Origin of the sequence: Glycocaulis sp. (assembly GCF_050485565.1) — a bacterium.
Classification (GTDB): Bacteria; Pseudomonadota; Alphaproteobacteria; order Caulobacterales; family Maricaulaceae; genus Glycocaulis.
Window position 1 is genome coordinate 15,344 of sequence record NZ_JBJHBQ010000001.1, and the last position, 12,921, is coordinate 28,264.

The 12,921-nt window shown below is 64.3% G+C and carries 10 protein-coding genes; all 10 read left to right on the forward strand.

Annotation, left to right across the window (positions count from 1 at the left end):
- The first annotated feature begins 495 nt into the window (after positions 1-495).
- The 10 genes from ACQ5ID_RS00085 (at position 496) to flhA (ending at position 12,918) form a co-directional block, all read left to right on the forward strand.
- Positions 496-2,247, forward strand: coding sequence for a flagellar hook-length control protein FliK (locus ACQ5ID_RS00085; RefSeq protein WP_429910449.1), 1,752 nt, complete (start codon positions 496-498; stop codon positions 2,245-2,247).
- A 4-nt stretch (positions 2,248-2,251) separates the two neighbouring features.
- On the forward strand, positions 2,252-3,007 hold the full coding sequence (locus ACQ5ID_RS00090) for a flagellar hook assembly protein FlgD (RefSeq protein ID WP_429910450.1): 756 nt from the start codon (positions 2,252-2,254) through the stop codon (positions 3,005-3,007).
- A gap of 95 nt (positions 3,008-3,102) precedes the next feature.
- Positions 3,103-4,497 (forward strand): flagellar hook protein FlgE, encoded by a 1,395-nt coding sequence (locus tag ACQ5ID_RS00095; RefSeq protein ID WP_429910451.1) that lies wholly within the window; start codon positions 3,103-3,105, stop codon positions 4,495-4,497.
- 357 nt (positions 4,498-4,854) lie between these two features.
- Positions 4,855-5,127, forward strand: a complete 273-nt coding sequence (locus ACQ5ID_RS00100) for a DUF1153 domain-containing protein (RefSeq protein WP_371392442.1) — start codon at positions 4,855-4,857, stop codon at positions 5,125-5,127.
- 432 nt (positions 5,128-5,559) lie between these two features.
- The gene (gene fliF, locus ACQ5ID_RS00105) at positions 5,560-7,188 is read left to right on the forward strand and encodes a flagellar basal-body MS-ring/collar protein FliF (RefSeq protein ID WP_429910452.1); all 1,629 of its coding nucleotides are present in this window, start codon (positions 5,560-5,562) and stop codon (positions 7,186-7,188) included.
- A gap of 3 nt (positions 7,189-7,191) precedes the next feature.
- Positions 7,192-8,226, forward strand: coding sequence for a flagellar motor switch protein FliG (fliG, locus tag ACQ5ID_RS00110; protein WP_429910453.1), 1,035 nt, complete (start codon positions 7,192-7,194; stop codon positions 8,224-8,226).
- Positions 8,227-8,237: 11 nt separating this feature from the next.
- Positions 8,238-8,909 (forward strand): FliH/SctL family protein, encoded by a 672-nt coding sequence (locus ACQ5ID_RS00115; protein ID WP_429910454.1) that lies wholly within the window; start codon positions 8,238-8,240, stop codon positions 8,907-8,909.
- Complete coding sequence (gene fliN / locus ACQ5ID_RS00120; protein WP_429910455.1) at positions 8,902-9,273, forward strand: flagellar motor switch protein FliN; 372 nt, start codon at positions 8,902-8,904, stop codon at positions 9,271-9,273. The genes ACQ5ID_RS00115 and fliN overlap by 8 nt, the downstream gene beginning before the upstream one ends.
- A gap of 41 nt (positions 9,274-9,314) precedes the next feature.
- On the forward strand, positions 9,315-10,673 hold the full coding sequence (locus ACQ5ID_RS00125; RefSeq protein ID WP_429910456.1) for a sigma-54 interaction domain-containing protein: 1,359 nt from the start codon (positions 9,315-9,317) through the stop codon (positions 10,671-10,673).
- A 136-nt stretch (positions 10,674-10,809) separates the two neighbouring features.
- The gene (gene flhA, locus ACQ5ID_RS00130) at positions 10,810-12,918 is read left to right on the forward strand and encodes a flagellar biosynthesis protein FlhA (RefSeq protein ID WP_429910457.1); all 2,109 of its coding nucleotides are present in this window, start codon (positions 10,810-10,812) and stop codon (positions 12,916-12,918) included.
- The last annotated feature ends 3 nt before the right edge of the window (positions 12,919-12,921 follow it).

Consider the following 12,921-nt stretch of genomic DNA (forward strand, 5'->3'; position numbering starts at 1 on the left):
CGCGCCTCCCCTGGCAGTTGCGGCACGCTCAAAGGCACGCAGATGGGCAAAACCCTCCACAGGGCGGCAAATCCTGCCGATGGCATGGGAGGGTTCAACCGACCGCTCCGTCCAGGTTTTGATTGCACAAGCCATTGAAATAACGTGCCTTACACTTCCTCTGCGCCTGATACGCGAACATGAGCGGATCAGAAGCCGTCTCTGTAAGGGGCAAAAGCCGGGCCAGAACCCCGCAAAGCTCTGTGCGCGCTCAGACACGCGTGCAACCCGGCAAGACTCGGCACGGTGACAGGGGAATTTTTGCCGCCCGGCAGGCTCGCGCCAGCGCGCGCCATATTCTATCTAATTGCTTTTATTGATAAATTTGAAAACCTTTCACTGGCATGAAGCTTGAAAGCCATGGCCTGACCGGCTCCTGCCCCAAGGGCATGAAACGCCGCCCGCCGCAAAATGCGCGCAACATCCTGATCGTCTTGTCGAAGGACTGCCGCGCCCATGCTGCCTGGCTTTGCCATTGCTGACATGCTGTTTGCCACCGCAACTGCGGGCCGCAGCGATGCTGCGCGCGCCTCTGGCGGCGACGCAGAAGGCGCAGGCGATTTCGAGGCCCTGCTTGCCGGCGAGGCTGGTGACAAGGCCGCGCCGGCAAAATCATCTGCCAGCCAGTCAGGCGGGCAGGCCAAGACGGTGGGCGCAGACACAGAGACCAGCGCAGACCTGTCTGGGCAGCCCGCACCAGCGCCCGCGCCCTCTGCACCGGCAGAGCCGGACATGCCGGAAGTGGCGGTGAACGTTGAAGAGAGCGAGGATGGCGGCGATCCCGGCACTGAGCCCAACGCCGCGGCCATACAATCTGAAGACAGCGCGGCCCCCGATAGCGGCGAAGTCATTGCGGCAAACGAGCCCGAACCGTCCGATATCCGCCCCGACAGCCTGTTTGACGGTCAGCCCAAGGCTACAGGCACCGCTACAGACGTGCAGACAGGCACACCTGTAGCTGGCACACTTGAAAACGACAGCTCTGACGATGCCAGCGACGCGGCCGGCAAGGGCGAGGACGCCAAGAGCGCCGGGGCCGAACCGGCTGCCCCTGCAGCTCCTGCAGCTAAAGATGGCGCGCCCCAGCCCGCCAGTCACGAGCAGCGCCAGACCACCGAGCCGCGAACCCCGCAGGCCGAGCCAAGATCGAATGCGGCTCCGCAAGCTACGGCCCAGCCAGCAACAGACACCGCAAAGCAGGGCGCAGCCCAGCCAAGACCGGATGCCGCCCAGCAGGGCGCGGCTGAGCGCCCGGCTCCGCCGTCTGCACCGGCCAGCGACCAGACAGGCGGAGCGCGCACGGCAGACGCCCAGCAGGCGGGCACCGCGCAAGGCCCGCAGCAGGCAAAAGCTGACCTTGCCGCCCAGCCCGCAAAGGCCGATGGCGAAGTTTCCAATGCCGCCGCCATCCGGCGTGAGATGGAGCGCGGCGGCACACGCGGCAGTGATAGCTCTGAAAATGCCCGCGCCATGACTGAAAAGGCAGAATCCGGTTCGAAGGATGCGCCCGCGCCCCAGCGTACCGCCATGAACGCGCCGGCGCCCGCACCGGCTGCCTCCAGCATGCCGCAACCGGCCATCCCCGCCACCCAGTCCATGGCGGCCATGCTGACCGCCCTGCAAGCCGGGCTTCCGGCCCAGGAATTGCCGGACCTGCATCAGAGCAGCGAGGGCGGCGAGATCCGCCTTGAAAGCAGCTCTGCGCTTCTGGCGCGTCAGGACAGCGCCAGCGTGGCTGGCACCCGCACGACATCGGCTCTGCCGCATCTGCGCATGGCATCGGGTCATGTGGCCGAGCTGGGCCAGATGATCGCCCGGCGCTTTGCCGACGGGTCGCGCAGTTTTGATATCCGTCTCGATCCGCCAGAGCTTGGCCGGGTGCAGGTGCGCCTGGAGATCGGGGCTGACCGCTCCGTCCAGGCCATGCTGACCGCTGACAAGCCCGAAGCGCTGGCCGAGCTGCAGCGCAATGCGCGCGAGCTGGAAAAGGCGCTGGCCGATGCCGGGCTGGATCTCGGCGAAAACGCGATCGGCTTTGCGCTGAGCGAAGGCGGCGAGGATGAAGAGGGGGCTGCGGACCGCGAGAAGGAAACCTCTGCGCCGGAGACCGCCAGCAATCTGACCCTTTCAGATAATTCCACCCCCGCGCCGGTAAGCCGCTACGGCTTTCTCATGGCCGGGCGGGCAGGCGTGGATATGAGGATTTGATCCGATGACTGACCTAAACCCCATTGCCCAGGCCCAGCAGGCTGCAAGCGGCGTCAACCAGACGACCACGGCATCTTCGGCAAAGAGCCTGACGGACAATTTCGATACCTTCCTGACCCTGCTGACATCCCAGCTGCAGAACCAGGACCCGTTAAGCCCGATGGATTCGCAAGAGTTCGTCTCCCAGCTGGTGCAATTCTCCTCCGTGGAGCAGCAGATCCAGTCCACACAGGCCATTCAGGCGCTTCTGAACGTCCAGGCCGCGCTCGCCCAGCTCTCCAGTGTTGATTACATCGGCAAGTACGCGCTGGTGGAAACCACTGGCTCGCTGCTCAATGAAGGCCGCGCCGAGTGGACCTACCAGCTGCCGCAGGACGCCACCTCCACCCAGCTTGTCATCACCAATGAGCAAGGCGCGACGGTTGGCACGATCAATGGCCAGACCGGCGCCGGTGACCACCGCCTGGTCTGGGATGGCAAGGACACAGAGGGCAATACACTGCCTGACGGCGTCTATCATCTCGAAGTTGTCGCCTACGACGCGGACGGCAAGCGCATCGAGGATGTCGGTGTCCTGGTTGGTGGCCGCGTGACCGGCGTGGAGCTGAGCAATGGCCAGGCCATCGTCGAGGTGGGCGGCATGCAGGTGCCAGCCTCGCGCATTATCCGCCTGCGTGAACTACCCCCCGACCCGGTTGAACAACCACCCGTGACCGACCCGGTCGATGATGACGAGGACGAGCCTGAAGCCGTCTCCTAACCCGATACCCGACAGGCCGCCCCAGAAAGGCTCCGGCCAGTGACCCCGCAACACAGAACGTTCCAGAAAACCAAAAAATAAGCAGGAGCAAGACAATGAGCCTCAATTCAGCCCTGGCGGCCGGTGCCTCCGGCCTGATCTCCAACTCCTCCGCCCTGGCGGGGATTTCGGACAATATCGCGAACGTGAACACGGTCGGCTACAAGCGCGTGAACACGAATTTCTTCCCCAATTACTCGCTGACCTCCGGCGCAGGCGATGTGCGCTACGCGGCCGGCGGCACCTCGACGCTCTCCAAGCTGGATGTGTCGACCAGCGGGCTCTTGAACCCGGCCAGCTCCTCCACCTCGCTTGCCATTGACGGCAATGGCTTCTTCGTGGTGCGCCCAAACTCCCAGAACGCGACCGGGTTTGATCCGGTCCTGTTCACGCGTTCGGGCAATTTCGAGACAGACTCTGCCGGCTTCCTGCGCAATGCGGCGGGCATGTATCTCTATGGCTGGCCGGTACAGGCCGACGGCACGGTCAATGCCAATCCGTCCAATCTGGACCAGCTTGAAGCCATCAACCTGTCCAATATCGGCGGCGCGGCGGAAGCGACCTCATCGGTGCGCATCAACGCCAATCTGCAGGCCAGCCAGGAAGTGTCTCCGGCTGCTGCCACCTATGATGCCACCGACCCGGCGCAGAATATGGCGTCCGGCGCGGTGACGGCCGACTTCCAGCGCACCATCCAGATCTATGACAGCCAGGGCGGTGTGCGCTCGGTAACACTGTCGCTGCTGAAAGCGGCCAATGCCAATACCTGGCACGCCGAGCTGCATATCGACCCGGCGACCGACATCACCACGGGCGCTGGCCTGAACTCCGGCCAGATCGCCACCGGCGTTCTCGCCTTCAACACCGATGGCCAGATCGATGTAGCCAACACCACCCTGCCGTCGAGCCTCAACTTCCTGGGGTCGGACAATGCCGCACCGCTGGGGGCCAATGACTTCCAGTGGTCAGCCGGTACGGGCATTGGAGCGCAGTCGATCCAGCTGGATCTGGGCGCGGCCGGCACGCCCGGCGGCATCACCCAGTATGATAGCCCGTCCACGCTCAACTCCACACGGGTCAATGGTGCGATATTCGGCGCCTTTGCCAGCGTGGATGTGGACACGCAGGGCTTTGTCTCGGCGCGCTTCACCAATGGCGTGGTGCGCCAGATCTACCAGATCCCGGTGGCCACGGTGGCCAACCCGAACGGGCTGGCAACGGCTGGCGGCTCGGCCTTCTACGTAACGCCGGAATCGGGCGCGTTCACGCTGAACATTCCCGGTGCCGGTGCGTCCGGCCAGATCGCCCCCAAGGCGCTGGAAAACTCCAATGTCGATATCGCGACAGAGTTCTCCAATCTCATCATCACCCAGCGCGCCTATTCGGCATCGTCACGCATCATCACCACGGCCGATGAGATGATGGCTGAAGCGATCCAGATGAAGCGGTAATCTTTCTCGCTCACGCCGAGTGTGCCTAACGGCACACCGGCTCCGCGGGGGCGCTTGTTTCATTAGTGCTCCGCGCATCCGCGCGTCGCCCCTCGCACGAGCTCGGACGCCCGTTCGGGCTTGCGGCGGCCATAGGCCGCCGAAAAGGGCAACCGCCCGCCCGCGACTTTTCGCGGAACCGACCGAACGGATGTGAGGGAGGACAGGAAAAAGCCCCCGCCGGGGTGAATCATTTCTAAACCGCTGATTTGTAGAAGATTTACCAAAGCGTTTAGGCCGTCGTTAAAAGGTCTCGCGTATAACGGTCCCATCAAGAGCGCCATTAAGAGCGCCTTCGTGGTGGAAGGACCGGGTTGGATGGAACGTCGTATCAAAAAAGAAAACTATGTGATCGGGCCCGATGGCAGCCCGCTCACGGTGGCTGACCTGCCGGCGGCCAACACCAAGCGCTGGGTGATCCGCCGCAAGGCGGAAGTGGTCGCTGCGGTACGCGGCGGGCTGATCAGCCTGGACGAGGCGTGCGAGCGCTATCGCCTGACCGTCGAGGAGTTTCTCGGCTGGCAGCGCGCTATCGAGCGTCATGGCCTGGCCGGCCTGCGCACGACCCGCATCCAGGATTACAGGCACTAGTTTTAGTGATGCTCCGGGGCATCCGCCCCGTCGCTCCTCGCATTAGCTCGGGCGCGCGGTTGCGCTTTTCGGGCGGCCTATGGCCGCCGCAAGCCCGAATGGGCGTCCGAGCTAATGCGAGGAGCGAAGCCCGGATGGGCTGAGCATCAGAAAAAAAGCTGGGTCTCCCGTCGGTGCGGGAGACCCCGGCTGTTTTGCTGACACCGCTATATATCCAGTATCAGCGCTGACCCCTCCACCGGGGTCCCCCGCCCTGACGGGGGACCCATGGAATGTTTCGAGAGCTGAAAAATGGTCCCGGTGCTTTTCCACAGGCATGGGCTGGGATTTGGTAACTCTCGTTAAACACTCGTTTACGCGGGCAGTGGGAAAAACTTGCCTACCAGTCCGGCAAATCGCCGCGCTGGCCAGAGGGGCAAGGCTTTTTCACCCGTGAACGCGCTATTTGAACAATTCGCAAAGTTTGGCATTGGCCGCCTGACGGCCATTCTCGGCCTGACCATCGGGGCCGCTGCCGCACTGGTCATCTTCACGATGAGCATGAATGGCTCACGCGAGGCGCTGCTCTATTCGGGCCTGCAGCCGCAGGACGCGGCCGCCGTCAGTGAACGCCTCGGCCAGGCCAATATCTCCTATTCGCTGCGTGAGGGCGGCACGGCCGTCTTTGTCGACCGCCAGCGGGTGGACGAGGCGCGCCTGCGCGTGGCGCAGGGCGGCGCGCTGGGCTTTGGCTCGGTTGGCTATGAAATCTTCGACGAGACCGACGCGCTGGGAACCACCAGCTTTGTGCAGAACATCAATGCCAAGCGGGCGCTGGAAGGCGAGCTGGCGCGCACGATCAACACGATCGGCGTGGTCAGCGGCGCGCGCGTGCATCTGGTGCTGCCAGAGCGGCGCCTGTTTTCCCAGCAGGTCCAGGAGCCGTCAGCCTCCGTCATCCTGACCCTGCGCGGTCAGATCACGCCTGAGCAGATCGCCACCGTGCGCGATCTCGTGGCAACGGCTGTCCCCGGCCTCAGCGCCGGGCGCATCACCATTGCCGATGACCGGGGCCGCCTGCTGGCAAGCCCGTCAGAGGATGGCTCTGTTACCAGCGCCGCTCTGGAGGGACGCCGTTCCAGTCTTGAGTCCGAGCTGCGCGACCGGGTGCGCGATGTGGTTGAGGGCATAGTCGGTCCGGGCGCGGCCCGCGTGGTGGTCACCGCAGACCTCAGCCGCGAGAGCCTTACCGAAAGCAGCCAGACCTATGACCCTGAAGGTCAGGTGCGTTCGGGGCGCGAAACCAGCGAGGAATTCACCCGCGAGCCCGCAGGGCGCAATAGCGGCGCTGTATCGGTGGCGGAGAACCTGCCTGAGGCGGGTGCCGGCGCGGAGCCTGCGGCCGGTCCGATGGCCGAAACGGGCCGCAATTCGCGGGTGGAGAACTTCCTCAACTCCTCCACCACCCGCACGCGCATCGTGGAAGCCGGGGCAATTGAACGCCTGTCCGTCTCCGTCGTTGTCGACGAGGTGATGACGCGCGGCGAGGACGGCTCGCCCGTATTCACGGCGCGCAGCGAGGACGAGATTGCCCGCATCCGCCAGCTGGCCGGCGTCGCAGCCGGGCTGAATGCCGAGCGCGGCGATGTGATCGAAGTGGCGCAGCTGCGCTTTTCGCGCCCTGATCTGGATCTGGGTACGCCCGCCAGCTCCGGCTTCTCGCTCAATCGCGGCGACATATTGCGCATTGCCGAGATCGCGGTGCTGTTCATCACCGCCCTGCTGATCGTGTTCATGGTCGCACGCCCGCTCATCAAGGGCGCAATCAGCGGCCCGGCACCGGCACTGGCCGCTGCAGGGAGCGCTCAGGCCCTGCCCTCCCAGCCGCACCAGGCCGCCATCGCGCATTCGGGCGACGGCCAGCTGGCTCTGCCCGATTCCGGGGATCCGGAGGAAACCATCGATATCGCCCACATCGCCGGTCAGGTGAAAAAATCGTCGGTGAAAAAGGTGTCGACGCTTGTCGAGAAGCACCCTGACGAGTCGATGGCGATCCTGCGCACCTGGATGCACGAGAGTTAGACAATGATCGCAGCCGCCGCAAAACGAAAGCTGATCGACGACCCTTCCTCCCTGGAAGGGCCTGAAAAGGCGGCCGTCATCCTGATGGCGCTCGGCGAGGAGCAGGCCGCCCTGTGGGAGATGATGGACGAGGAGGAGATCCGCATCGTCTCCCAGGCGATGGCGACGCTCGGCAATGTCTCTTCGCAGGCCGTGGAGAAGCTGATCGTCGATTTTGTCGGCTCGATGTCGACGACCGGTTCGATCACCGGCTCGGTGGAGCGCACCCAGCGCCTGCTTTCCAGCTTCCTGCCCGAAGAGCGCGTCGAAGCGATCATGGAAGAGCTGCGCGGCCCCGCCGGGCGCACCATGTGGGACAAGCTGGGCAATGTGAACGAGATGGTTCTGGCCAACTATCTCAAGAACGAATACCCGCAGACCGTCGCGGTCGTACTGTCCAAGGTGCGCGCCGAGCATGGCGCGCGCGTGCTGTCCGCCCTGCCGGAGGATTTCGCGCTGGAAGTGGTGCAGCGCATGCTGCGCATGGAGCCGGTGCAGCGCGAAATTCTCGACAAGATCGAGCAGACCCTGCGCACCGAATTCATGAGCAATCTGGCGCGCACCTCCAAGCAGGACAGCCACGAAATGATGGCTGACATCTTCAATAATTTTGATCGCCAGACCGAGAACCGCTTCCTGGCCGCACTTGAAGAGCGCAATCGCGACAGCGCGGAGAAAATCCGCTCGCTCATGTTTGTCTTCGAGGATCTCGGCAAGCTGGACCCGCAAGGCATCCAGACGCTGCTGCGCGTCGTCAACAAGGACCAGCTGGCGCTGGCACTCAAAGGCGCATCGGACACGCTGCGCGATCTGTTCTTCTCCAACATGTCAGAGCGCGCCGCGAAAATCCTGCGCGAGGACATGCAGACCATGGGCCCGGTACGCCTCAAAGACGTCGATCAGGCCCAGCAGGCCATGGTCAACACCGCCAAGGACCTCGCCGCCAAGGGCGAAATACTCATCGCCGAAGGTGGCGGTGATGATGAGCTGATTTACTAGGAAGGCATGTTTTGAACACGCGCCACACACCTTTCGGCTTTGACCGTGTCTTCGCATCGGATGGCACGGTGCTGCGCGATGGTGAGCGCGTCAAACGCATGCTCACCCTGTCCGAAGCGCAAGCCCAGGCCGAGACGGCAGCTGCCGAAGCGCTCAAAGCAGACAATGCCGAGGCCGCACGCGCCGCCGCCGAAGCGCTGAAAGTCCTGGCAGGGCGGATACAAGCCATATTGGCGCGCATGGAAGCCGAATCCGAAGCCATGAGAGCCGATGCGGCCCGTCTGGCCGTGGCCGCTGCCCGCCAGATCGCCGGCGCGGCGCTGGCCGCCCATGGCGAGGACACGGTTCTGGAGTGCGCCCGCTCGATCATGGACGATCTCAGGGCCGAACCGCGCATTGCGGTGCGGGTTACGCCGGACCTGGCCGACACCATCGCCGAACGCCTGCATGCAGAGGCAGACCGCCTCGGTCTTGAAGGCGCGGTCATCGTGCGCGCCGACGAGGAAGTGGCCACCGGCGACTGTGTGCTGGAATGGCGCTCAGGCTCCATTGAACGCACCGCATCGGACATTGAAGCGCGCATAGCCGAGCTGGTTGAACGCTGGCTGGCCACGCCGCGCGATACGGCCGCCCCCCAAACCTCAGACGAAGCCGAGCCGCTCAAGGAGCTCAACCATGGCTGATACAACCGATCTGGACCTGCCCGATCTGAATAATGGCGGCGGCGAGGCCGCGCCGGAGGATTCCGGCCCGGCCGATCTGCCATCCCAGTCACTGGTCGATGAGGCCATCCGCACCGCCGTTGATCTCGCGCCTGTCTATGACGTGCCGGTCAATATCTCTGCCGTGCTCGGCAAGACGCATATCGATGTGAACTCGCTATTGAAGCTCACTTCCGGCTCGGTGCTGGAGCTGGACCGCAAGGTCGGCGAGGCCATCGATATCTACGTCAATAACCGCCTCGTGGCGCGCGGTGAGGTCGTCGTCGTCGATGACCGGCTGGGCGTGACCATGACCGAAATCATCAAGGACGGGGACTCCGCATGACCTCCGCCACCCCCATCCCCGCTGCAAGGAGAAACTGAGCCATGCGTGTACTCATAGTTGGCTCGCTCGCAGGGCAATCAGGAACCGCCACCAAGATGGCCATGGACCGGGGCGCGAAAGTCTCCCAGGTCGATACGCCAGCCCAGGCAACGGCCTATCTTCGCGCCGGGCGCGGGGCCGATCTGGTGATGGTCGATGTCGGCCTGGACATAGGCGCTTTCATCGCCGCCAACGAGCTGGAGCGCATCACCGTGCCGGTCGTCGCGTGCGGGGTGAATGTGCGCCCCGATGCCGCTGCTGCCGCCATCCGCGCCGGGGCCAAGGAATTCATTCCGCTGCCCGCCGATGCCGAGCTGATGGCGGCCGTTCTCGAAGCGGTCAGCGATGATGAGCGCCCCATGGTGGCGCGCGACAAATCCATGCTGGCGGTAGTGGAGCTGGCCAACCGGATTGCGGCGTCCGATGCCTCGGTGCTCATCACCGGGGAGAGCGGCGTCGGCAAGGAGGTGATGGCGCGCTTCCTTCACCGCAAGTCAAAGCGCGCGGCCAAGCCCTTCGTCTCGGTCAATTGCGCCGCGATCCCTGAAAACCTGCTGGAATCGGAGCTTTTCGGTCACGAGAAGGGCGCGTTTACCGGCGCAGTGGCGCGCCGGGTCGGCAAGTTTGAGGAGGCTGATGGCGGCACGCTGTTGCTGGATGAAATCTCCGAGATGGATGCCCGCCTGCAGGCCAAGCTCCTGCGCGCCCTGCAGGAGCGCGAGATTGACCGGGTGGGCGGCTCCGGCCCGGTAAAGGTGAATATCCGCGTTATCGCCACATCCAACCGCGACCTGCAAAAGGCCGTGCGCGACGGCACATTCCGCGAAGACCTGCTGTTCCGCCTGAACGTGGTGAACCTTGCCATTCCGCCCTTGCGCGAACGCCCGGAGGATGCACTGGCACTGGCCGAGCATTTCCTGAAGAAATACGCCGCCGCCAATGGCCTGCCGCACCGCGCGCTTAACGAAGCAGCCAAGCTGCAAATCACCACGCGCAGCTGGACGGGCAATGTGCGGGAGCTGGAAAACGCCATGCACCGCGCCGTGCTGCTGGCTTCGGGCACCGAGATCGGACCGGATGCCATCCGCGCGCCGGACGGCTCTGCCTTCCATTCCAGCGGCGGGGTGGCCCGGCAGGCAGCTGAAGCCGCCGATGCGGCCCACCACATGGTCGGGCGCACGGTGGCGGAAGTGGAGCAGGACCTGATCCTCGACACGCTGGACCATTGCTTTGGCAACCGCACCCATGCCGCGAACATTCTGGGCATCTCGATCCGTACGCTGCGCAACAAGCTGAAACTCTACACCGATCAGGGCATTCACGTGCCCGGCCCCGGTGAGAGCCGCGCCGGGGCGGCTTAGATGGCTTGTCCCTCGTCCTTCGAGACGGGCTACGCCCTCCGCAGGATGAGGGACACTCCTCCGTTGCCCTCCCTCATGCTGAGGAGCGCTCGAATGAGCGCGTCTCGAAGCATGCAATACGCAAGGACAAAGTCCCTTGGCTGACACACCCGCATCCGGTTCCTCATCCGGCCTCGACTGGCAGAAAATCGGCCAGCGTTTTGCGCGTGGTGACGTCGCCATGGCGGTGGGCGTGCTGGCGATCCTCGTCATGCTCATCCTGCCCATGCCGCGCGCGCTGCTGGACATTTCGCTGGCCATCTCGATCTGCTTTTCGGTGCTGATCCTGATGACGGCGCTGTTCATCCGCACGCCGCTGGAATTTACCGCCTTCCCGGCCATTCTGCTGATCGCGACCATGCTCAGGCTGGGCCTGAACGTCGCGTCCACGCGCCTGATCCTCTCTGAAGGCCATCAGGGTACTGATGCTGCCGGGGACATCATCCAGGCGTTCGGGGCGTTCGTGATGCAGGGCAATTTCGTCATCGGCATCATCGTGTTCGTGATCCTGGTGATCGTGAACTTCGTGGTCATCACCAAGGGTTCGGGCCGGATCGCGGAGGTGGCCGCCCGCTTCACGCTCGACGCCATGCCCGGCAAGCAGATGGCGATTGATGCGGACCTCTCGGCGGGCCTCATCACCGAGGACGAGGCACGTACCCGCCGCAAGGAGCTGGAGGACAAGTCCAACTTCTTCGGGGCGATGGACGGTGCGTCGAAGTTCGTGCGCGGGGATGCGGTTGCGGGCATCCTCATCACCTCGATCAATCTGATTGGCGGCATGATTATCGGCGTGGCACAGTCCAACATGGCGTTCGGCGATGCCGCCTCGACCTATTCCACGCTGACCATCGGCGACGGTCTGGTCTCGCAGATACCCGCCCTTATCGTGTCGCTGGCGGCCGGTCTTCTGGTCTCCAAGGCGGGCGTTGAGGGCGAGGCCGACAAGGCGGTGTTCGGCCAGCTCGCCGCCAACCCGACCAGCATGGCGATGGTGGCGGCAGCGGCGATCTCCATCGGCCTTCTGCCCGGCATGCCGCTCTTCCCGTTTGCGGTGCTGGCAGCAGCGGCGGGGACCACAGCCTTCATCATGAACCGGCGAAAGATACAGACCGCCGAACGCGAGGCCACGGCCATCCAGACTGAAGCCGCTGAGGCGCAGCAGCAGACCGAAGCGCCTATCGAGGACTCGCTGCATATCGACGAACTGAAAATCGAGCTCGGCTATGCGCTCCTGCCGCTCATCAATGATGTGGAGGGGCGCCGCCTGACCGACCAGATCAAGGCGCTGCGCCGCAATCTGGCGCAGGATACCGGCTTCATCCTGCCCAGCGTGCGCATCATCGACAATATGCAGCTGACGGCAGAAGACTATGTGATCCGCATCAAGGAGATGGAGGCCGGTGCCGGCCAGCTGAAAATGCGCCATCTGCTGGTCATGGACCCGGCAGGCCAGCAAGTCTCCATGCCCGGCACTCATGTGAAGGAACCGGCCTTCGGCCTGCCCGCCACCTGGATCGACGAAGAGGGCCGCGAGGAAGCGACCTTCCGGGGCTATACAATTGTCGATCCGGCGGCGGTGCTCGTCACGCACCTGACCGAATTGCTGCGCGAGCATCTGGCCGATCTTCTGTCCTACTCCGAGGTGGAAAAGCTGCTGGATGGCCTGTCGAAGGAGCACAAGAAGCTGGTCGACGACATCACGCCGTCCCAGATCACCCGCGCAGGCATTCAGCGCGTGCTGCAGAACCTGCTGCGCGAGCGTGTCTCGATCCGCGATCTTGCGGGGATTATCGAGGGCATTGCCGAAGCCTCCGGCGCGACGCAGAACCTTGATGCGATCACCGAGCATGTGCGCACGCGCCTGGCCCGCCAGCTCTGCTTTGCCAATCGCGGCCCCGATGGCGCGCTACCCGTGCTCAGCCTCTCTCCGCAATGGGAACAGGCATTTGCCGAAGCGATGATTGGCGATGGCGAGCGCCGCCAGCTCGCCCTTGCCCCGACGCGCCTGCGCGACTTCGTAGCCGCCGTGCGCGATGCGTTCGACCGGGCGGGCGCATCGGGCGATGTGCCGGTCCTGCTGACCAGCCCCGCCATCCGCCCCTATGTGCGCTCGCTGACCGAGCGCTTCCGCCCGTCTACAGTGGTAATGAGCCAGAACGAGATCCACCCCAGCGCGCGGCTGAAAACCGTCGGCGCGGTCTAGGGA